The sequence below is a fragment of the Paractinoplanes hotanensis genome (assembly GCF_023717965.1).
GTDB classification, from domain to species: domain Bacteria; phylum Actinomycetota; class Actinomycetes; order Mycobacteriales; family Micromonosporaceae; genus Actinoplanes; species Actinoplanes polyasparticus.
The window spans coordinates 18,680-38,987 of record NZ_JAMQOL010000084.1 but is presented as its reverse complement, the minus strand read 5'-3'; the positions used below and the strand labels follow the sequence as shown (position 1 = coordinate 38,987).

The window sequence follows — 20,308 nt, the reverse complement described above, 5'->3', positions numbered from 1 at the left end:
ACTAAATTCTCCGCGGGTATCTGGAGCACCATCCTCCAGAAGCTCCCGGCCGAGGCACCCAAGCCGGCCGAGACGCGGGGGGGGGGGGGGGGGGGGGGGGGCGCGGGCCCCCCCCCCCCCCCCCCCACCTCGTCCCCGGAGGCCCCCACCATGAACTCCGCCCACCCCCACTCCCGACACACGCCCCGCCGTGCACCGCTGGCCCGCGTCCTCCGGTCCATCGCGGTGCTCGGTGTTCTCTCAGCCGCCGCGGCCTGCGGAACCGTCCAGTCCCCAAGCACCGCCACCGGAACCTCGGGCGCTCCAGCCCCCGCCCCCACCGCCCCCGCCGCGATCCGCAGCACCTGCGAGGCCCTGGGCCAGGCGTACCAGAAGAACATGGCCCCCCTCGCCGAGGCCCTGACCGCATTCGTGTCCGACCGCACCACGATCGCCACCGCCCAGCAGTCCCTGGCCTCGTTCGCCACCGCAGTCCAGGAGGCGACCGCCGCCAGCGCCGACCCCGACCTGAAGTCAGCCGGCAAGAAGGCCGCCACCCAGATGCACGCCAAGTCCACCGACGCCAAGTTCTTCGGCGCCATCAAGACCTCGAAGGACGTCGAGAAGACCCTCGGCGCCACCCTGACCGGCTGGCTCTCCCCGGTGACCGCCCGCTGCTCCTGACGCATTGATGTCGATCATCCTGACCGAGCGCATCAATCGGGCGGAGGACACCTAACGGGAAGGCCCCGCGGTGTCGGCCCTCGGAGCGGAATCACCGGCGTCCGGCGCCTCGACCGTCGCTCGCGGCGAGCTTGGCTCGGGGCTGACGGCGACCGGCTCGGTCTGTGCCTGCTCGGCGGCTTCCTCCTCCAGGGCGTTGACCCCGGCCTTCGTACGCAAGGGAAGCTCGGGCAGGAACAGGAAGACCAGCAGGCCCAAGGCCATCACGCCGGCGGCGATCAGGAAGATCATGTCCATCGAGTCGGAGAAGCCGGCCTTGAACGGGTAGGCGAGCACCGGGTTCACGTGGTCGAGGAACGACGTGTCGTTGAGGGAGGCCGAGCCGCTGCCTTGCAGGGCTTCGATGACCGGGCGGTTGGCGGGGTCGGCCGCTACGGCCGGGTTGGACACGGCCTGTTGGAAGGCGGGCCCGGCCGTCCGGAACTGGGTGGCGATGTTGCCGCCTACCGTGGAGAACAGCAGGGACAGGAACAGCGCCGTGCCTGCGGTCGCGCCCATCTGGCGGAAGAAGGTGGCCGAGGAGGTGGCGACTCCGATCTCCCGCGGTGACATCGCGTTCTGCACGGCCAGCGTGATCGGTTGCAGGATCAGACCCAGGCCGAGGCCGAGTACGGCCATGGAGATGCCGGTCTGCCAGAACGGGGTGGCCACACCGACCAGGTGGATCAGGTAGAGGCCGATCGCGGCCAGCGCGGCGCCCAGGACGGGGAAGATCTTGTAGCGGCCGGTGCGGCTGATGAGCTGGCCGGCGACGATCGAGCCGACCATCAGGCCCGCGGTGAGCGGCAGCAGTTGCAGGCCCGATTCGGTGGGGGTGGCGCCTCGTACGATCTGCAGGTACAGCGGCAGCAGGGCGAGCCCGCCGAACATGCCGAGGCCGACGATGAAGCCGCCGACGGCGGTCAGGCTGAAGGTGCGGTTGTTGAAGAACCGCAGCGGAATCAGCGCGTCCTCGCCCATCCGCTTCTCGGCCCACACGAACAGGCCGATGCCCAGGGCGCCGATCGCGAACGCGACCACGGCCCGCGGCGAGCCCCAGCCCCACTCGCGGCCCTGCTCGGCCACCGTGAGCAGCGGCACCAGGCCGACACAGAGCCAGATCGCGCCCCACCAGTCGATGCGGTGCTCCCGGCGCGCCTGGTCGACGCGCAGCACCTTGGCCACCACGACCAGGGCGAGGATGCCGATCGGCACGTTGACCAGGAACACCCAGCGCCAGCCGGTGATGCCCAGGATGCTCGGGGCGCCGGCGAAGAAGCCGCCGATCACCGGGCCGATCACGCTCGACGTGCCGAAGACGGCGAGGAAGTAGCCCTGGTAGCGGGCGCGCTCGCGGGGCGGCACGATGTCGCCGATGATGGCCAGCGCCAGCGAGAACAGACCGCCCGCGCCCAGCCCCTGGAAGGCGCGGAAGCCGGCCAGCTGGTACATCGACGTCGCGAACGAGCTCGCCGCCGAGCCGACCACGAAGATCGCGATCGCGGCCAGGAAGAACTTCTTGCGGCCGTAGATGTCGGAGAGCTTGCCGTACAGCGGCGTCGAGATCGTCGCCGTGATCAGGTAGGCGGTGGTGACCCAGGCCTGCGCGCTGAGGCCGTGCAGGTCGTCGCCGATGGTACGGATGGCGGAGGCGACGATGGTCTGGTCGAGGGAAGCCAGGAACAGGCCGAGCATCAGGCCACCGAGGACCTGGAGCACCTGACGGTGGGTGAGCCCGGGCGGGGCGGTGGGTGCGGTGACTGCGCTCATGACCCCGCCACTACCCATCGCGCACGCCCGGATCCGGAAAGCGGGACGGCCGTCACGTGCGACGGTCGTCACGGCCTGCTACAGGGGCAGTGTCCGGCCGACGAGGTTGAGGGCCTCTTCCGCCCAGGCCAGCACCTTCAGCCCGGAGCTGACGTTCTGCGGCGGATGGCTGACCAGGGTGTCGCGGCGCAGCAGCCGGGCGAAGTCGACGGTGACCGCGGGCCATGCTGCTGCAGATCGCGCGTCCGCTCGTGGCCCGCGGCGTGTACGAGCACAGCGATTTCGCTGCCCGCCCGCTGGCTCGGCTGCGGTCGACATTTCTCTACTCGTACGCGGTGCTGTTCGGGTCCGCCGGCACGGTACGTCCGGAATAACCCGGGCGCGATTCGGGAGGCGAAGTCCTACGATCGTCGGCATGAGCAGTCTGACCCAGGTCGAGGCCGAGCAACGGGCCGCGCTGATCGCCGTCGAGCGCTACGACATCTCGATCGACTTCACCGACCTGCCGACCGGCTCCACCGTGGTCTGCGTGTCGACCGTGACGTTCACGTGCCGCCAGCCGGGAATGTCGACGTTCGCCGACTGCGTGGCTCCGGTGATCTCCGCGACGCTCAACGGCGAACCGCTGGACGCCCCCGTCGACGGGCGCATCGCCCTGCCGCAGCTCGCCGAGTGCAACACGCTGCGCGTCGAGTCGGTGCAGGCCGACACCACCGACGGCCCGGGCGTGCACAAGTCGGTCGACCCGTCCGACGGCGAGGTGTACGTCTGGACGACGTTCGCCCCCGACGAGGCCCGCCACCTGTTCGCCTGCTTCGACCAGCCCGACTTCAAGGTGCCGCACGCCTTCACCGTCACCGCGCCCGCCGCCTGGCTGGTGACCAGTAACACCGGCGACCCCACGATCGAGGACCGGGGCGGCGTACGCCGGTGGACCTTCCCCGACACGCCGGCGCTGGCCACGTACAACACCGTGGTCAACGCGGGCCCGCTGCACGAGGTGCGGCGCGAGGCCGGCGGCTACGACCTCGGCCTGTTCTGCCGCCAGTCGCTGGCGCCGATGCTCGACCGCGACGCCGACGAGCTGTTCACGGTCACCGAGCAGGGGCTGGCGTTCTTCGGCGACGTCTTCGGCCTGCCGTTCCCGCAGCGCAAGTACGACCAGGTGTTCATGCCCGACTTCGGCGGCGCGATGGAGAACTGGGGCTGCGTCACCTGGGAGGACTCGTACCTGCAGCGCTCCACCCCGACCCCGGCCGAGCGGGAGACGTTCGCCGTCGTCCTGCTGCACGAGATGTCGCACATGTGGTTCGGCAACCTGGTGACGATGCGCTGGTGGGACGACCTGTGGCTGAACGAGGCGTTCGCCGAGTTCGCCTGCTACTGGGCGGCCGTGCGGGCCACCCGCTACACCGACGCCTGGGTCGGGTTGCTCGCCGCCGACAAGCTCATCGCGTACCTGGCCGACCAGGGGCCGGTGTCGCACCCGATCCGCCAGCCGGTGCCCGACGTCGCCGAGGCCGCGTCCATCTTCGACGCGATCACCTATCCCAAGGGCGCCGCCGTTCTGCACCAGCTGATGACGTACGTCGGTGAGGAGAACTTCGTCGCCGGCATGAAGATCTACTTCGCCCGGTACGCGTGGGGCAGCACCATCCTGCAGGACCTCATCGACGCCCTGGCCGAGACGTCCGGCCGCGACCTGAACGCGTGGCGGGCCGGCTGGCTCGAGACCGCCGGGGTCGACCGTCTGGTGCTGGCCGACGGGGTGCTGCGCGGAACGGGCCCGGCCGGGCCGCCCCGGCCACAGGTGCTCGGGATCGGGGCGTACGCGAAGGGGTCTTCGGGTCTGACCCGCACGGCTCTGGAACTGGTCGAGGTGCGGGGGCCCGAGACGCCGGTGGCGCTGCCCGCGGGAGCCGACCTCTACCTGGTCAACGACGACGACCTGACGTTCGCCACCACCCGGCCGTCGGCCGCCCACCGCGAAACCCTGATCAACGACGCCGGTCTGCTGCCGACGCCGGTGTCGCGGGGCGTCGCGGTCGCCACCGTGTGGGACATGCTGACCAACGGCGAGGCGACCCCGGCCGAGGCGGTGCGCTGCGTGACCTCGGTGCTGGCCGTCGAGACGTCGGACACGGTGATCGAGCCGTACCTGCGCCTGGCCGGCGACGCGGCCGAACTGTGGGCGGGGAACGACAGCCGCCCCGAGCTGATGGCCCTCGTCTTCGAGACGTGCGCCCGGCTCGCCGAGCAGCCCAGCCGGCGCCAGGTCGCGCTGCGGGGCATGGCCCGGACGGCGGCCGATCTGGACGCGGTGGCCCGGCTGCGTCAGGCCGCCGACGGCGACAACGACCTGGCCTGGCGCTGCCTGACGCGCGCGTCCGAACTGGGCGGCGAGACCGACGCCGACGTGCGTGAGCTGCTGGAACGCGACCCCGACCCGGATGTGACGTTCCGCGCCCTGGCGGTGCGCGCGGCCCGTCCGGACGCCGGCGAGAAGGCCGCGGTCTGGCAGATGCTCGCCGTCGACCGGTCCGTGGGTGTGGGGTCGATGGGCGCGGTGGCCCGGGCGTTCTGGCGGCCCGGACAGGACGAGATCCTGGCCCCGTACGGCGAGAAGTACCTGAGCCTGCTGCCGGGCTTCGAGCGCGGCGGGATGATCCCGGCCATGGTGTTCTCCGGCCGGCTGCTGCCCCGCTTCGGCACCACCGAAGACTTCCCGTCGCGCGCCGAGAAGGTCGCGGCCGAGGCGGCGCCGGTGGTGCGGCAGACCGTGCTCGAGTACGGCGACGAGTTGCGACGCATGCTGCGGGCCCGGGCCTGACGCCCGCCTGCTGCTCCCGCCTCAGGCCCGCGCGTGCGTGCTGCTCGCGCGGGCCTTCGCACGTGTTCCGCATCCGCGGGGCTGATCGCCTCGTTTACACAGCAGACTCTCAGGCCCCAATCTCACCAACTTGATCGAATTTGTTGTAAAGTCCGGGCACACATGAGCGCGCAAGGTCATATTTTGCGCGCTTTTTTCGATAGGCGTCTCCCGCGATTTCGTACGAAAAGGACACGGGCTCGGACGATGTTCAACAGTGCCGTCATGTATGCCAAGCAGAACGCGCCGGAGCAGGTGCGGGTGCTGGCGCGCCGCACCATGCTCGAGGCCTACAACGCCCGGCTGCGGCTCACCGTGCCCGTCACCACGCACAGCGAGATCCAGAACGTCTACCACTGCGCGATCCGCAAGACCGCCAGTCAGTGGATCAAGGCGATCTTCAGCGACCCGGTCGTCTACCGTCACAGCGGCCTGCTGACGTACGACCCGCGCTTCTACGGCTGGAAGCACCCCCACGTCGTCCCGCGCGGCCGCATCGGCCTGTCCATGTTCATCCCGCGTGCCCGCTTCGACAAAATGTCGAAACCGGAGAAATATCGCGCCTTCTTCGTGATGCGCGACCCGCGCGACATGCTGGTCTCCAGCTACTTCTCGACCCGCAACTCCCACGGCCCCATGGGCGACGTGCTCGAACAGCGCCGGGTGCTGCTCGACAAGCCGCGCAAGGAGGGCATGCTCTGGCTCATCGACGACCTGGCCAAGAAGGGCCGGTTCAACGTGCTGCGCTCGTGGATCGACGCGCCGCCGACGCCCGAGGTGCGCCTGGTCCGCTACGAGGACCTGACCGGCGAGAATCAGGCCGAAGAGATGGCAGAGCTGCTGAAACACTGTGGCATCCACCTGCCGCCGGCCGAGCTGGCGCAGACGCTCGACAAATACAGCTTCGCCAAGATGAACAGCCGCCAGGGCACCGCCACGGTCTCGCACTACCGCAAGGGCCAGGCCGGCGACTGGCAGAACCACTTCGACGACGACATCTACGAGGCGTTCACCAAGGCCACCGGCAACCTGGTCGAACGCGCGGGCTACCCGACCTACCAAGACAAGTAACGACGCTCGGCGTGCCCCGACTCGTCGTCCTCACCGGCCCGATCGCGGCCGGCAAGAACACCGTTGCCGACGAGCTGGCCCGAGTCCTCACCGGGCGCGGCCGAACCGTAGTCGTAGCCGATGTAGACGACGTGGCAGCGATGGTAGGAGCCCCGGGCGCGGCCGCGACGGGCCTGTGGTTCGCCGCCCACGAGGCGCACGGCGCGCTGATCGGCCGATGGATGCGCTCAGCCGTCGATGACATCGTCGTGGTCGGGCCGATCTACTCGTCCGAGGAACAGGCAGCGCTGACAGAAGCGCTCCCCGACGGCACGCCCGTGCTGTGGATCGTCATCGACGCCCCGGTTTCGGTGACGCTCCCCCGCGCGCAGTCCGACCCGGGGCGTGTCCTGTCGCGCGACCCGGACTTCCACCACGCCGCGCACCGCCGCTTCCGCAAGCTGCTGCCGGCGATCCCCGCCACCCGTATCTTCAACTCCGAAGATCTCCAGTCGGACCAGATAGCCTCCGCGATCATGCAGATGCTCGACGTCCCGTAGACGACGCCGTCCAAGGCGTCCCACGCGACGTTCAGACAGGCTCGTCGCCGAGGTGCAGGCTCAGGAAACCGAGGCCAGAGCGCGACCGGCGAGGCCCACACCCACGATGATGATGAGCGCCGCGGTAGCCGAGGGCGCAACGGCCCGCCGGCGCGCCGCGAAACGCCGGCGCCGATCGATGCGGTGCCGGAGCCGGACGAGCAGCAGACCGGCCGCGGTCAACGTGGCAGCCATGCCTAGACCGTAGGCGAACACGAGCAGAACCCCGAACACCGTCCGGCCGAGGGCCGCCGCACCCAGCAGAACAACCAGCGCCGACGGACTGGGCACAAGCCCACCGGCGACACCCAACCCCGCCAGCCCCCACTTCCCCGGCCCGTGATGGTGCCCGTGACCGTGGTCATGGCCGTGTCCATAGTCGTGAGCTTGATCGGGATCGCCGCCGGGGCCGTGAGCGCGGACGGGCGGCTCGGCGTGCGCGTGATCGTGAGCGGGTGGCACAGCGTGCGCGTGATCGTGGGTGGGATTGGCGTCGTGGGTGTGGTGGAGTGGGGCGGAGCCGGTCGGGGTTCGGCGGCGGAGAGATGAGACCAGGGCTCCGATGCCGACGGTGGCTACCAACAGGCCGCTGGTCAGGCCGAGCCAGCCGAGCGCCGTCTCGCCGGCCACGCCCGAGACGGCGGTCAGGAACAGGCCCAGGGCGATCACGCCGGCCGTGTGGGTGAAGGTCACGGTGGCGCCGACCAGGACGGCGTCGCGGGGGCGGCCCTGGCTGCCGGCCAGGTAGGCGGCCATCACTGTCTTGCCGTGGCCAGGCAGGGCGGCGTGGGCTGCGCCGAGCAGCAGCGACAGCAGCACGGCCAGCAGGCCGACCAGCGGAGTCAGCCGGGTGCCGCCGACCAGGTTGTCGAGCTTCTGTTCGAAGCCGGCCAGCAGGCCGGACGGGCGGTCGATCGACGTGCCGGCCGTCTGAGCCGCGGGGGCGGCGCCGGGGGCGGGGGCCGCCGTGAAGGACGCGGATCGCACGTCGGCGGGAGATGCCAGCGGATCGGACGGGTAGGAACGCAACTCGTTCGTCGGGCTCCTCGCCGGGAGCGGGGAGTCTTCCAGCCGTACGCCGGAACCGGTGGCCACCAGCTCGCGCCAGCCGATGCGGTCGTCGCGGTAACTGTAGGCGACGTCGACGCGCGTCTGGTCGGTCACCTCGGCCGGTGCGGACAGCCGGCACTCGAGGCGGCTGGTCTTCAGGCCGCCGGCCCCGGCGGCGTACGTCAGGGACGTGTCGCGGATCGCCCAGCGCAGGCCCTCGCCGCCGACCGTCACGCTGAGCGCGGCCGCGGCCTCGTCGCAGGACGCCGGCGCGTCCTGGATGGTGGGCAACTCCGCCAGATCGGCCACCGCTAAGGCGTTGACGCGGTCGGGGTGGACGGTCAGCGTGGCCGACCGGTTGACCGAGAAGTTGCCGAGCGGGTGGGCGGCGGCCGGTCCCGCGGGCAACGCCGCGAAGCCGGCGACCGCGAGCGCGGCCACGATGATCAGGCGTCTCACGGCTGGACCTCCAGGTCGGCCAGGGCGCGGGCGGCGGTGGGGCCGTCGGTGGGTGAGAAGTAGGGGTTGAGGTCACGGGTCTTCGTCAGCAACGCGCGGGCGGCGGCGCGGTCGCCCCGGGCCAGCGCGATCTGGGCCTCGTGGAACGTGTAGCCGGCGTTGTGCGGGCTGAGGGCAACGGCCTTGCGGGCGTACGGCAGGGCTTCGTCGTCGCGGCCGGCTGCGTGCAGGGAGCGGGCGAGCACGTCGGCCACCTCGGCGAACGGGCGGCGTCTCCACTCGGTCTGGGCCGCGGTCACGGCTTCTGCCCTGTCGCCGCGGGCCAGGGCCAGCAGGGCGGCGGTCAGGTCGTCCCGGCCGCCGTTGGCTACGAAGATCTCGTGGGCGGCGCCGGCCAGGTGCAGTTGGCGGTCGGCGTCGGTGTGGCGGCCCGCGAGGCGCAGGTATTCGGCGTACTCGAGAAGGGTGTCGGGTGTGGGGGTGCGCGCGGCGACCGTGGCGGCGTCGGTGACAGCGGCGTCCACCTGGCCTGTTGCCGCCGAGATGCGGGCTCGGCCGCGCAGCAGCGGCTGATAGGCCGGGTCGGCGGCGAGTCCGGCCGCGTACTCGGCCGTGGCCCGGGTCAGGTCGCCGCGGAACCAGGCCAGGTCGCCCAGTTGGTGGCGGCAGAAGGCGCGGTCGGCGGGGTCGGTCGCGGCGTCGAGGGCGCGGCGCATCAGGTCTTCCGCCTCGGTCAGGCGGCCGCGCTGCTCCAGGTCGTAGGAGCCGCGGGCGTACGCGGCCAGGCCGGGCCGCAGATCGAGCATTCGCTGCACGGCGGTGGTCGCCGCCTCGGCGTTGCCGAGCTGGGTCTCGGCGTCGGCGAGCACACCGTAGGCGTACACGTCGAAGGCGTTGGACCGCAGCGCCCGCAGCGCGAAGGTGCGGGCGGCGCCGAAGTCGTGGCGGGCGTTGGCCAGGGCGCCGAGGCCGGTGAGCGCGTTCGGGTTGTCCCGGACGGCGAGCGAGCGGCGCAGGGCGGTCTCGGCGAGCGGGTAGCGGCTGGGGTCGGCGCTGACGCGGGCCTGTTCGACGTACGCCAGGCCCAGCTCGGCCCAGGTGCGGTAGTCGCCGGGCAGTGCGCGCAGGCGTTGCTGGGCGCGCTCGATGGTGCGGGCCCGCTGGTCGGCCGGGGTCACCGTCAGGGCCCGCGGCCCGGGCTGCGCCTGCTCGCGCAGCCCGAACACGGCGCCGACAGTGAACAGGGCGAGCGCGGCGACCGTGACGGTCAGGGCGGCCCTTGTCGGACGGTTCATCTCAGAACCGGATCGTGGGATCGTTGCTGGAGGTCGTCGGGGATGGGCGGCGCCGTTTCATCAGCCACCAGACGGTGAGCACGGTGAGCAGCGCCCCCACGCCGCCGACGCCGAAGATGACCGCGGAGCCGTTGGGCAGCATGCTGCTGGCCGACGCCGGCTCCAGATCCGGTGATCCGGTCCGTCCGGCTGCCACCGGTTCCTGGGTGGCGCCGGCCGGTGCCGCGGCCTTGTTCCGGCCCGAGTTGACGGCTCCCTGGTTGGGCAGAGCCACGTACGGGAAGGTCTCGCCGAAGGCGTTGTCGTTGGCGTCCACCTTGTCCCCCGCCGCCAGCGCGTCGACCAGCTTGCCGGTCTGGGCCGCGCCCTCGACCGCCTGCACCGAGATGTCGAGCACGTCGTCGGTCAGCCGCCGCCCGTTCGGGAAGCCCTGGAGGTCACCCGCGAGCACGCCGAGCCGATCGGGGTCCTTGGCCACCGGCACCGTCAGGTTGAGCCGCAGCATCTCCGACGGCCGGAACCGGGCCGGGTCGACGTCCTTGTTGTTGAGCTGCGAGTTCAGGTCGGCCTTGATCGGTCCGCCGGCCTTGGTCGTGATGCCGGTCAGGAAGATCTCGACGAGGTCGTTGCGGGGCGTGGCCGGCGCCTTCACGTTGTAGATCTTCTCGATCAGTTTCGGCAACTCCGGGTCGGTGACCCGCTTGACCACGGCCGGAATGTCCGCGTCCTGGTCGGGCGAGATCGAGTTGAAGGCGTCCTTCAGCCCGGCCGGCACCACGACCTCGTTGACCAGTGGGTTGCCGAGCCGCGAGACCTGCACCCGGTCGCCCCGCCTGGGTCCGTCCGAGACGCGGGAGCGGCTGCGCTCGGTCGTGCTCCAGATGCCGATGTTCGGATTGCGCTTGGCGTCCCCACCCAGCGCCACGTCCTTGAACGGCACCTGGATCGCGATGCTGTTCACGTTGTAGCCGGCCAGGGTGTCCTGCCCGGTCTCGCTCAGATCCCCGCCGTACAGCAGGTCGAAGACCCGCAGGTCGACGAAGAACGGGTCGTCGGCCTGCCCGGCGAACAGCTTCCAGCCGCCGTCGAGCTGGATCGTCGACTGGTCGCGCAGCTTCTGGTAGTCGGGCATCGAGGCCGCGCCGATCCGGGACGGCGCCACCGGGGCGTCGCTGACCCGCGTCCTGAACGGCTTGCCGTCGAACGACGACTCGAGCGTGTAGGTCTGCCGGAACAGCAGATTGTCGTCGTCCAGCGAGGTGACCGGGCCGTTGTTGTAGAGGAACGTGCTGTTGCCACGCTTGTCGACGTTCTTGAACGTCCACCGGAAGACGGCGTCGGGCTTGGCGTCGCCGTCACTGTCCACATTGATGCGGTACGCCGCGTCGGTGGCGAACGGATAGAAGTTCGGGCCGCCGTCCGGCTCCTCGAACGGGGTCCAGTTCGCGATCATCGTGACGTAGCCCGGCCGCTCCGGGCTGACGAACGCGTACACGTCCGTGTTGTCGGCGGCCGGATCACTGGCGATGAGCGGCGCTTCCCGGTGGCTCGAAGCCACCGAGGTCGCGGGTCCGAGCCCGGCCAGCGCCACGGCGATCACCGCGGCGCCGGCCGCCGCTACAGGTTTGCGGATCATTGGTCCTCCCCTTTGTCGGGAGGACTTCGCACCGGCTCAGCGTACGGCTGGGTCTGCGCTCAGGGTTGGCACATTCACCGCCTACGCATGGCCGACAGGGCCCTCAACACCACGTGAGGGTCGAATTGGTGCGGGTCACGTTGCTGATGGTGTTGTTGCTGCCCTGGCAGGGAGTCCAGGTGACGTTCGTGTTCGCGACCGACAGATTCTGGAAGCGGATACCGGACGAGGGCGGGAACTCGCTGCGTGCCGCGATGCGGACCTCTCCCCCGCCGCTGATCGTGCCCGAGACACCGGCGATCACGACGTTGTAGCAGTTCTCGACGAGCACGGAGTTGTTGCCGGTGTTGGCGATGTCTACGCGGTCGATGGTGGCGCCGCCGCTCTCCGAGACGCAGAAGATGCCGCGTCCGCCGCCCCGGGCCTTCACCGTTCCGACGCGGATGTTGTTCGGGTACGCGCTGCCGATCCGGCCGTTGCGGTTGGCCATCCGGAAGGCGGCGTAGCCCGTACCGGAACCGGCGTTCTCGGCGTCGACCGTGCCGACCGTGGCGTTGACGGTCTGGTTGAGCAGCAGACCCGATTCGCCGACGTTGCGGGCGGTCACCGTGCCGATGGTGATGCCGTCGACGCCGTACGTCTCGACCGCGTGCGACGACGCTCCCGAGACGTACACGCTGTCGATCCTGACGTTTCTGGTCCATTCGGCGGTGTTGCCGCGATTGTCGATGCGCACCCCGAGGCCGCCGCCGAGCCGCATGTCGATCTGGCCCAGCCACACGTTGCTGACGTTGCGCAGGAAGATTCCGTAAAGGGGCGCGCCACTCACGTTCAGGTACGGCACCTCGATGTTGCTGACACCGCGGGCGTAGACGGGCGCGTAGTCACCGCTGCCCGACCCGGTCACATTGATGGTGCCGCAGACCGACAGGGACGTGTACGAGGCGAGCGAGATGCGCGAGCCGGCGCTGATGGATCCGTTGCCCCGCACGACAACCCGCTGAATCGACGTGCGCCCGGACGTGAGGCTGCCGATGCCCGCCTGCACTGCCGCGCGGAAATCGGTGCCGCTGTAGACGCTGCCGCCCGAGGCGTTGCGGGCCGTCCACGTGTTTCCGCTGACGGTCACCTCCGACTGGAACGTTCCCGAACCGCAGCCGCTGCTGTTTCCGCTGCCGACCTGAACCATCTGCCACTGCTGATTCGCGCCGTCGGCGTCGGCGAACTGCGACACGATGCCGCCGTCGGCCGTCGACCATTCCCAGACGTCCAGAGCCTTGCCGCTGTGCCGATTGAGCAGGCGCACGTATCCGCCGGCCGAGTCGCGCAGCGTGAACTGCTGCCGGTTGGTGCCGTTGTCGGTGTTCTGAATGAGCTGGGTGCCGTCGTTGACATTGGGTAGTTCGAGCACCAGACCGCTGTGCCGGCTCTTGATTTTGTAGTAGCCGCTGCCGGCGTCCACGAACTGCCACTGCTGCCAGTTGCCGTCGTTTCGGGTGAACTGGGCGATGCCCGCGCCGGCGTTCGTGGCCAGGTCGTAGACGTCCATCGCCTTGCCGCTGTTGCGGTTGACCAGCACGTACCAGGCGGACGTGTTGACCGTCGCCGCCTCGGCCCGGGCGAGGCCGACGAGCGAACCGGTCGTGGCCAGCACGGAGACGGCCAGGGCGGCGATCCATCGTGGTCGGGGCATGATCATCCTCTGTTAGCGTTCACATAGATAGATGTCCATGAGTTTGGGACCGCTCCCAACCGGTGTCAACCCGGCCCCGGCAAAAATGTCGTAGGCCTCCGCTACCTTCTGCGCCAAGACTGCGAAAGGTGGCACGGATGCCGGCTGACACGACGTACCTCGAGCTCTCCGAAGACTCCGGGAGCGCGCACAAGTTCTATGAGGTGACGGTCGACGGCGCCGACCTGACCGTCCGCTATGGACGCATCGGCGACCGCGGCCAGGTCAAGCAGTCCTCCTACACCACGCCCGACAAGGCCGCGTCCGAGGCGGCGAAGAAGATCGGCGAGAAGGTACGCAAGGGCTACGCGCCCGCCGTGCCGGGCGTGCGGCAGCGCCGCGCCGTCTCACGCCGCGAGATCGTCAGCACCCGCTCCACGGCCACCACCCGCGCGCCCATGCTGTGGCGCTACAAGTCGGGCAGCCCGGCCTTCGGCATCTTCGTCGACGACGACGTGTGCATGGTCGGCAACGAGAGCGGCCTGATCACCACGCTCAGCCACGGCGCCGAGGTGCTCCAGCAGTTCCGCCTGCCCGACGGCGTGAAGTGCCTGGTCGCCGACGACGACTGGATCTACGCGGGCTGCGACGACGGCAACGTCTACGACCTCTCCGGCAAGGTGCCCCGGCTGGCCTACCGCATCGCCGCCGACATCGACATCTACTGGCTCGACATCCACGACGGCGTGCTCGGGGTCTCCGACTCCGGCGGCGGCATCGCCGCCATCGACCACGAGGACGAGTTCCTCTGGCGCCGTCAGGGCCACGGCTCCAGCGCCTGGATGGTCCGCTGCGACACCCGGGCCGTGCACCACGGCCACTCCAAGGGCGTCACCAGCTACGACTGGCGCACCGGGCAGGAGCTGTGGAACACGCGAACCAGCAATGTGCTGTTCGGCTGGCAGGAGGGCGACTCGCTCTACGCCGGCACCGGGCGGCGCCAGGTCGTCCAGCTCGGCAAGAACGGTGTCCACCGCCGGACGTACGAGTGCGACGCCCCCGTCTTCTCCTGCGCCACCGCCGAAAACGGTCGCTACATCTTCGCCGGCGACAGCAGCTCCTCGATCTACTGCTTCGACACCTCGGGCGCCCGCCTGTGGAAGCTGTCCACCGGTTGCGGCTCGGCCTACTCGATGCAATACCACGACGAGCGCCTCTACATCGTCACCACCGACGGATCGCTGTCCTGCATCGACGCGAGCGAGCCGGCCATCCAGGCCGCCGTCGCGGGCACGATCCCCGAGCCGGTCGACGTGAAGGCCCCGCCCCGCATGCCGGCCGTCGTGCCGTCCACAACGGTCGAGGTCGTCCACGACATCGCCGGCGGCGTGGTCGTCGAGTGCATCGAAGAGGGCGGCCGCCTGCGCATCCGCGTGGTCTCGTCCGGCTACCACCAGGATTGGCAGGTCCAGTTCCCCAAGGGCATCCGCGAACGCGGCAGCCGCTACGTCGTGACCGGCGTGCGCGAGGCCGCCCGCGGCGGCTTCTACCGCACCTACGGCGAGATCCGCCGCCTGCTCTGAGCGTGGCCGCACCCACGGCGAGATCCGCCGCCTGCACCGAGCGTGGCCGCACCCACGGCGATGTCGCCGCAGGCTCCGAGCGTGCTCGATCGGCTCCGAGCCGCCCCGGCCCCGCAACCGGGGCCGGGGCGGTAGCGGTCAGAGCGCCAGGCGCTGACCCGGGAAGATCATGTCCGGGCTGTCCAGGATCGACTTGTTCAGCTGGTAAAGGGTCTTCCAGCCGCCCTTGACGTGATTCTTGGCGGCGATCTTGGCCAGGGTGTCGCCGGAGCGGACGACGTAGTGCTTGCCCGTGGCCTTGACCGTCGACTTCTTGGCGGCCGTCGCCTTCTTGGCGGTCGCCGACTTCTTCGCGGTCGCCGACTTCTTCGCGGTCGCCGACTTCTTCGCGGCGGTCGACTTCTTGGCGGCTGCCTTGGCTGCGCCGGCCTTCTTGCCGCAGGTCGGCCAGGCGCCGATGCCCTGGCCCTTCAGCACCTTCTCGGCGATTCTGATCTGCTCGGCCTTGGTGGCCTTGTTCGCGGTCGCGGCGTACTTCGTGCCGCCGTACGCCTTCCACGTGCTGCGGCTGAACTGCAGGCCACCGTAGTAGCCGTTGCCGGTGTTGATGCTCCAGTTGCCACCGGACTCGCACTTGGCGATGGCGTCCCAGTTCACTGCGGCCTGGGCCGGGGAGGCCGGGCCGAGCAGGCTGACCGCGCCGGCGACACCCGCGGCCGCCAGTCCGAGCGCGACACGGGTCTTCTGTGCAAATGCCATGAGAGAGCTACCTCCACGCCTGCGAGGTGAGCTGTCGGGTTCGGGCTGAGGTGCCCGGCCGCACGTGGCGGCTTCACCCCGAGGCGCGCGTCGGCGCGCCGAGGAACGTGTGGTTCCCCCGCTCCATGCCTGGGTTCGTTTCCCTCGGGGCGGCGGCAGGGATTCGGCGTTCCGCCCGGGGCGTCCACGTTCGCGGACCGGCCGACGGTATCCACGCCCGGGCCCGTACGGCCAAGCCCGAAGGGCGGAAGGTGAAAAGGCTCTCAGATCCGCGAATGTCCCGGCGAGTGGCCCGTATCGGCCTTAACCCGCAGGTCGGAGCAGCGCAGCCGCGACCGTCGGGTACAGCGCAAGCATTCGGTCGAGGTTGACGACCTCGACCACCGTCGAGACCGACGGGTGCAGCTCGGCCAGGCGCAGCGAGACGCCCCGGTCCTCGGCCAGCCGGTGCAGCTGGACGAGGATGCGCAGGCCGCTCGAGTCGCAGAACGTCAGGCCGCGCAGGTCGAGCACCAGTCGTTCGACGCCGGAGGCCAGCGCGGCCTCGCCGGCTTCCTCGAGCACGTGAGTGACGTCACGGTCGAGTTCACCGCTCACGGTCAGCACGGTGTCCCGGCCGTCGGCCTTACCGACGGTCACCGTCAGCTGTTCGGTCATGCTGGTTCCTCGATCTCGTCCGGCTGCGTTGCCGTCGGCAGAGTATTCAACGAAGCGGCCGCCGACCACTCGACGAGCACGAGCGTGGCGTCGTCGGCAGGCGGCCGGCCCTGGTGCTCGATGACCGCCCGGGCCAGCCGGCGCACCGTCTCGGGCGCGGGCAGCGCGGCTGCGGCGTTGCGTTCCACCAGGTCGATCATGCGGAACAGGCCGAACCGTTCGCCGCCGGACGTTCGCGCCTCGGTCACGCCGTCGGTGTAGAGCAGCAGCCGGTCGTCCGGCTCGAACGTCTCCTCGGCCACCTCGGCCGCCGCGTCGGGCAAGCCCAGCGGCAGGCGGCGACCGGCCTTGAGCTCGAGCACCGCGCGCCCGCCGCGCAGCACGACCGGGGCCGGATGCCCGGCGTTGAGGTAGCGCAGCCGGCCGGTGTCCAGGTGCAGTTCGGCCAGTACGGCGGTGGCGAAGCGGCTGTCGCGGAACTGCCCGGTCAGCGCGGTGTCGACCGCCCGCGCCTGATCGACCAGTCCCCCGCCGGCCCGCCGGGCCGCCCGGAGCGCGGCCAGCGCGACCGTGCACGTCAGGCCGGCCTCCAGCCCGCGGCCCGCCGCGTCCAGCACCGCGAGCCACATGACACCGTCGTCGACTGCGTAGTCGAATCCGTCCCCGCCCACGTCGTAGCAGGGCTGGAGGACGGCGCTGACCACGGCCCGGTCGAAGCTGGCGGTCAGCGGTGGCAGCGACGCCCACAGCAGCTCGGCGGCGGTCGACATCGGCTGGGACCGGCGGGCCCGTTCCAGGTGGTCGCCGCGCTGCTTCGCGCTGTTCATCAGGTGGCCGACGAGGCCGGCGACCAGTTCACAACGCTCCGGGAAGGCCTCTTCACGGGCCACGGCGGCGTCACCGCCGACGAACTCGATCACGCCGAGGCGGTCGGTGCCGTCGACCATCGGGGTCCACCAGCGGTAGCCGGGCCCGTCGCCGGCCGGAGCGGAGCGGACCCGGGTGAACACCCGGCCCGGCAGGGTGCCGTCGATCGGCAGGACCTCGGGCGCCGGACCCGGCTGCGGCAGGGGGGTCAGCGCCGTCTGCTCGTAGTTGACCACCCAGATGCGGGTGCGGATCCTGAGCCGCGCCATCACCACGTCGAGGGCGGGGGCGACCTCGTCCGGACGCCACAGGTGGGCGCCCGCCAAGATCTGCTGCAGCGCCTCGTACCAGCGCAGGTCGGTCGCTCGATCCATGGCACTCAGCTTATGTCCGCGCGCGCACCGGGCTGAGCCGGTCGGGCGTCGTCCGGAGCGTGCGGGGGACAGCGGTGCCCGCCCGGACGGCGGGCACCGCGATCCGTCACAGCGAGAGGGTCCAGCCGGTCAGGGCGCCGGTGTCGACCGTGGCGGCGTCCTGCACCCGCAGGGTCCAGGTGCCGTCGGCAGTCTCGCCGGCCAGGTTGACCGCGTACGTCCGGTCGATGTTGTCGGTGCTGCCTTCGGCCCGGTTGTGCAGGACGTAGGCCGTGCCGTCGGGGGCGATCAGGCTGACCACCAGGTCACCGATGTAGGTGTGCCGGATGTGCACCTCGACCCCGCTCGTCGCCGACGGCGTGGCGGTGCACCCGTCGATCGTGACGGTGCTGGTCACCGTCGTGTTGTCGGGGATCGGCACGGCCGTGGTGCTGGTGGCGGCGCACCGCGCGCCGCTGTTGACCGTGACCGTCAGGTCCCGCGTCCGGGTGATCGACGGGGCCGTCGCGGTGATCCGGATCGCTCCGCTCGTCCGTGCCGCGGTGGCGTCAGCACTCACTGTGATCGTGGTGGACTCACCGGCCGTGACGGTGGCCGGCTCGAACGAGACGGTCACGCCGGCCGGGGTGGCGCCGGCCGCGAAGGTGATCGGCTCCGCCTCGCCGTTGACCAGCGCGGTGGTCGCCGTGACCGTGGTCGATTCGCCGGGGCCGACGGCAGCGGTCGCCGCCGAGAGAGCCACCGAGAAGTCGTTGCCGGTCGAGCACTCCTCGTCGGCGCCGGCCACGTTCACCGAGGTCCACGCGGCTTGGACCGCCTTGTACTCGGCGCCGCAGAAGCCGTACAGGTCGCTGGCGGCGGACAGCGAATAGGCCCGCGCGGTGTTGCCCGGGGTCGCGGTGCTGACGTAGCCGGTGTTCGAGACGAAGTACGAGTCGAGCGCCCGGAACCAGATCTTCGCGGCCTTCTCCTTGCCGATGCCCACCACCGGGTCGGCCGTGCCGCAGACCGGCGAGGTCCCGTACGGACCGGCCCCGCTGCCCTCGGCCAGGTTGAAGAAGAAGTGGTTGGCCACGCCGGACGAGTAGTGCACGTCGACGCTGCGGGTGCTCGTCGACCAGCAGCCGTGCGAGCGCCCGTCGAGCGTCGGGTTGTACATGTAGCGCAGCGGCGAGCCGTTGCCGTTGATGTCGATCTTCTCGCCGATGTCGTAGTCGCCGGCGTCCGTCGCGCTGTTCGCGTGGAACTCGACCATGCTGCCGAAGATGTCGCTGGTGGCCTCGTTCAGGCCGCCGGACTCGCCGGAGTAGGTCAGGCCGCCCGGCACCACGTTCTCGGTGACGCCGTGCGCCATCTCGTGCCCGGCCACGTCCAGCGCGACCAGCGGCTTGGCGTTGCCGCTGCCGTCGCCGTAGGTCATCTGCGCGCCGTCCCAGAACGCGTTCACGTAGTTGCTGCCGTAGTGGACCCGCGACGGCACGCCCCGCCCGTCGCCGAAGATGCCGTTGCGGCCGTGCACGTCCTTGAAGTAGTCGAAGGTCACCGCGGCGCCGAAGTGCGCGTCGACCGCGGCCGACTGCCGGTCGGCGGCGGCCCCGGTGCCCCAGGTGTTGTCGGCGTCGGTGAAGGTGGTGCAGGCGCCCGACGTACGGTTGTTCATGTCGCAGGTCAGGCCGCCACCGCGGGTGGGATCGACCAGGTTGTACGAGGACCCGGCCGCCGTGGACTCGAGCGCGACCGCGCCGGAATAGATGCTGTTGCCGGTGCCGGCGACGTTCTCGATCTCGTCGTACGAGCCGACGACGGCCCCGGTCAGCGCGTCGGAGATGACGTGGAAGCGCGACGGCGTCTGCTTGTCCGGCTGCCACCCGGTGATCACGGTCTCCCACGACAGCCGGCCGATGCCGCTGGTCGCGTCGACGAAGAGCTCCGGTTTCCCGGCGCCGGTGATGGCGCCCTCGAACTCGCCCTTGGCCGTGGCCGCCGCCCGCTCGGCGCTGACCGACGGCTTGGTGCCCAGGCTGAGGGGCTTGACCAGACCGACCGAGGAGCCCGCGTACGTGCCGTCGGCCTTGGTGCGGATGACCAGATCACCGCCGGCGACGCGCAGGCCGTCGTAGGTGCGGGTGTAGCGGACAGTCCCCTTCTTGCTGCTGTAGACCGTGTACCTGTCCTGACCGGACTTCTTGATCGCCGAACCGGCCTGGTCGAGCAGTGACGAGCCGGGTGTGGCCGGCGCGGCTTGCGCGTTCGTGGTGGTGACCACCAGGCTCCCACTGACCAGGGCGATAGCGCCGGCCAGCGCGACAGCAAATCTCACGTGTTTCCTCCCCACGATCACAGGCATTAATGCCTGTCGATACGTGAGATCATGTCGCGTTTGCCCGCGACAGGGGGGATCGACACACGTAAAACTTAAGTTTCCATTTAGATTCGTCTATGTACGCCCGCGGTTCACCGGACGACGGTCACCGGGCATTTCGCGTACGCGGCCACGTGCTGGCTGACCGAGCCGAGCACCAGTCCGGCGAAGCCCCCGAGGCCGCGATGGCCGACAACGAGCAGGTCGGCGCCCTCGGACTCGTCTATCAGGATCCTGGCGGGGCGGCCCTGGCGGACGTGGGCCTTGACCGGGACCGGCGGGTTCTCGCCGAGCTCCTCCTTGATCACCTGGAGCAGCTCGTCGGCGGTGGTCCGGCTGGGCTCGGGGACCATGCGCTCCGACACGCTGACGCTACCCGCCGGCGGCAGCAGAGTGTGCTCCCAGACGTTGAGCACGAGCAGCCCGGAACCGTGATCTGCGGCTTCGGCCGCGGCCCATGCGAGGGCCTTCCGGCTGCCGGGGGAACCGTCGACGCCGACCACGATCGTCGTCCATTCGCTCATCACGCACCTCCGCTGACGATTACAGGACGGGCGACGCGCGAAAGCAACGCGGCCCGGAGAAACCGCAGACAGGTGCGCGT

Annotated in this window: 16 protein-coding genes and 1 riboswitch; of the genes, 6 read left to right on the top strand and 10 right to left on the bottom strand. The window is 70.5% G+C overall.

Translation table 11 applies throughout. The features are described from left to right. Positions 1 to 150: 150 nt before the first annotated feature. Positions 151 to 663, top strand: coding sequence for a hypothetical protein (locus LXN57_RS45580; RefSeq protein ID WP_251804560.1), 513 nt, complete (start codon positions 151 to 153; stop codon positions 661 to 663). A gap of 51 nt (positions 664 to 714) precedes the next feature. Here LXN57_RS45580 and LXN57_RS45575 read toward each other — a convergent pair whose 3' ends face one another. Beyond that, positions 715 to 2,472 carry an MDR family MFS transporter gene (locus LXN57_RS45575; RefSeq protein ID WP_251804559.1) on the bottom strand — a complete coding sequence of 586 codons (1,758 nt, stop codon included), beginning with the start codon at positions 2,470 to 2,472 and terminating at the stop codon, positions 715 to 717. Between the two features lie 224 nt (positions 2,473 to 2,696). On the opposite strand from LXN57_RS45575, the gene LXN57_RS45570 reads away from it, so the two are divergent. From LXN57_RS45570 to LXN57_RS45555, 4 genes are all read left to right on the top strand, one after another. Further along, a complete protein-coding gene (locus LXN57_RS45570; protein ID WP_251804558.1) occupies positions 2,697 to 2,846 on the top strand; it encodes an oxygenase MpaB family protein in 150 nt (49 codons plus the stop codon). A 41-nt stretch (positions 2,847 to 2,887) separates the two neighbouring features. Beyond that, the gene (pepN, locus tag LXN57_RS45565) at positions 2,888 to 5,302 is read left to right on the top strand and encodes an aminopeptidase N (RefSeq protein WP_251804557.1); all 2,415 of its coding nucleotides are present in this window, start codon (positions 2,888 to 2,890) and stop codon (positions 5,300 to 5,302) included. 246 nt (positions 5,303 to 5,548) lie between these two features. Next, positions 5,549 to 6,412, top strand: coding sequence for a sulfotransferase domain-containing protein (locus LXN57_RS45560; protein ID WP_251804556.1), 864 nt, complete (start codon positions 5,549 to 5,551; stop codon positions 6,410 to 6,412). Positions 6,413 to 6,423: 11 nt separating this feature from the next. After that, positions 6,424 to 6,951 (top strand): ATP-binding protein, encoded by a 528-nt coding sequence (locus LXN57_RS45555; RefSeq protein WP_251804555.1) that lies wholly within the window; start codon positions 6,424 to 6,426, stop codon positions 6,949 to 6,951. Between the two features lie 60 nt (positions 6,952 to 7,011). On the opposite strand, the gene LXN57_RS45550 is transcribed toward LXN57_RS45555, so the two are convergent. The 4 genes from LXN57_RS45550 to LXN57_RS45535 all read right to left on the bottom strand — a co-directional run bounded on the left by LXN57_RS45550 (position 7,012) and on the right by LXN57_RS45535 (position 13,123). Further along, complete coding sequence (locus LXN57_RS45550) at positions 7,012 to 8,499, bottom strand: HoxN/HupN/NixA family nickel/cobalt transporter (RefSeq protein WP_251804554.1); 1,488 nt, start codon at positions 8,497 to 8,499, stop codon at positions 7,012 to 7,014. Further along, positions 8,496 to 9,794, bottom strand: coding sequence for a tetratricopeptide repeat protein (locus tag LXN57_RS45545; RefSeq protein WP_251804553.1), 1,299 nt, complete (start codon positions 9,792 to 9,794; stop codon positions 8,496 to 8,498). Before LXN57_RS45545 ends, LXN57_RS45550 begins: the two co-directional genes overlap by 4 nt. Position 9,795: 1 nt before the next feature. Further along, entirely contained in the window at positions 9,796 to 11,430 is a 1,635-nt protein-coding gene (locus LXN57_RS45540; RefSeq protein ID WP_251804552.1) for a DUF4331 domain-containing protein, read from the bottom strand. A 103-nt stretch (positions 11,431 to 11,533) separates the two neighbouring features. Next, positions 11,534 to 13,123, bottom strand: coding sequence for an RICIN domain-containing protein (locus tag LXN57_RS45535; protein ID WP_251804551.1), 1,590 nt, complete (start codon positions 13,121 to 13,123; stop codon positions 11,534 to 11,536). Between the two features lie 137 nt (positions 13,124 to 13,260). Between LXN57_RS45535 and LXN57_RS45530 the strand changes: the two genes are divergently transcribed. Next, positions 13,261 to 14,685, top strand: coding sequence for a WGR domain-containing protein (locus LXN57_RS45530; protein WP_251804550.1), 1,425 nt, complete (start codon positions 13,261 to 13,263; stop codon positions 14,683 to 14,685). A 138-nt stretch (positions 14,686 to 14,823) separates the two neighbouring features. Here LXN57_RS45530 and LXN57_RS45525 read toward each other — a convergent pair whose 3' ends face one another. The 5 genes from LXN57_RS45525 to LXN57_RS45505 all read right to left on the bottom strand — a co-directional run bounded on the left by LXN57_RS45525 (position 14,824) and on the right by LXN57_RS45505 (position 20,228). Continuing rightward, positions 14,824 to 15,444, bottom strand: coding sequence for a LysM peptidoglycan-binding domain-containing protein (locus LXN57_RS45525; RefSeq protein WP_251804549.1), 621 nt, complete (start codon positions 15,442 to 15,444; stop codon positions 14,824 to 14,826). Positions 15,445 to 15,446: 2 nt separating this feature from the next. Continuing rightward, positions 15,447 to 15,592: riboswitch (cyclic di-AMP (ydaO/yuaA leader) on the bottom strand. Between the two features lie 155 nt (positions 15,593 to 15,747). Next, a complete protein-coding gene (locus tag LXN57_RS45520; protein WP_251804548.1) occupies positions 15,748 to 16,101 on the bottom strand; it encodes an STAS domain-containing protein in 354 nt (117 codons plus the stop codon). After that, positions 16,098 to 17,342 carry a PP2C family protein-serine/threonine phosphatase gene (locus tag LXN57_RS45515; RefSeq protein WP_251804547.1) on the bottom strand — a complete coding sequence of 415 codons (1,245 nt, stop codon included), beginning with the start codon at positions 17,340 to 17,342 and terminating at the stop codon, positions 16,098 to 16,100. The genes LXN57_RS45520 and LXN57_RS45515 overlap by 4 nt, the downstream gene beginning before the upstream one ends. Positions 17,343 to 17,448: 106 nt before the next feature. Further along, positions 17,449 to 19,662 (bottom strand): M4 family metallopeptidase, encoded by a 2,214-nt coding sequence (locus LXN57_RS45510; protein ID WP_251804546.1) that lies wholly within the window; start codon positions 19,660 to 19,662, stop codon positions 17,449 to 17,451. Positions 19,663 to 19,796: 134 nt separating this feature from the next. After that, positions 19,797 to 20,228, bottom strand: coding sequence for a universal stress protein (locus tag LXN57_RS45505; RefSeq protein WP_251804545.1), 432 nt, complete (start codon positions 20,226 to 20,228; stop codon positions 19,797 to 19,799). Positions 20,229 to 20,308 lie beyond the last annotated feature (80 nt).

Coding starts and splice junctions, on each gene's coding strand:
- LXN57_RS45525 (WP_251804549.1), bottom strand. CDS start 15,444: ATGGCATTTGCACAGAAGACCCGTGTCGCGCTCGGACTGGCGGCCGCG.
- LXN57_RS45515 (WP_251804547.1), bottom strand. CDS start 17,342: ATGGATCGAGCGACCGACCTGCGCTGGTACGAGGCGCTGCAGCAGATC.
- LXN57_RS45575 (WP_251804559.1), bottom strand. CDS start 2,472: ATGAGCGCAGTCACCGCACCCACCGCCCCGCCCGGGCTCACCCACCGT.
- LXN57_RS45570 (WP_251804558.1), top strand. CDS start 2,697: ATGCTGCTGCAGATCGCGCGTCCGCTCGTGGCCCGCGGCGTGTACGAG.
- LXN57_RS45530 (WP_251804550.1), top strand. CDS start 13,261: ATGCCGGCTGACACGACGTACCTCGAGCTCTCCGAAGACTCCGGGAGC.
- LXN57_RS45505 (WP_251804545.1), bottom strand. CDS start 20,228: ATGAGCGAATGGACGACGATCGTGGTCGGCGTCGACGGTTCCCCCGGC.
- LXN57_RS45520 (WP_251804548.1), bottom strand. CDS start 16,101: ATGACCGAACAGCTGACGGTGACCGTCGGTAAGGCCGACGGCCGGGAC.
- pepN (WP_251804557.1), top strand. CDS start 2,888: ATGAGCAGTCTGACCCAGGTCGAGGCCGAGCAACGGGCCGCGCTGATC.
- LXN57_RS45545 (WP_251804553.1), bottom strand. CDS start 9,794: ATGAACCGTCCGACAAGGGCCGCCCTGACCGTCACGGTCGCCGCGCTC.
- LXN57_RS45560 (WP_251804556.1), top strand. CDS start 5,549: ATGTTCAACAGTGCCGTCATGTATGCCAAGCAGAACGCGCCGGAGCAG.
- LXN57_RS45535 (WP_251804551.1), bottom strand. CDS start 13,123: ATGCCCCGACCACGATGGATCGCCGCCCTGGCCGTCTCCGTGCTGGCC.
- LXN57_RS45580 (WP_251804560.1), top strand. CDS start 151: ATGAACTCCGCCCACCCCCACTCCCGACACACGCCCCGCCGTGCACCG.
- LXN57_RS45540 (WP_251804552.1), bottom strand. CDS start 11,430: ATGATCCGCAAACCTGTAGCGGCGGCCGGCGCCGCGGTGATCGCCGTG.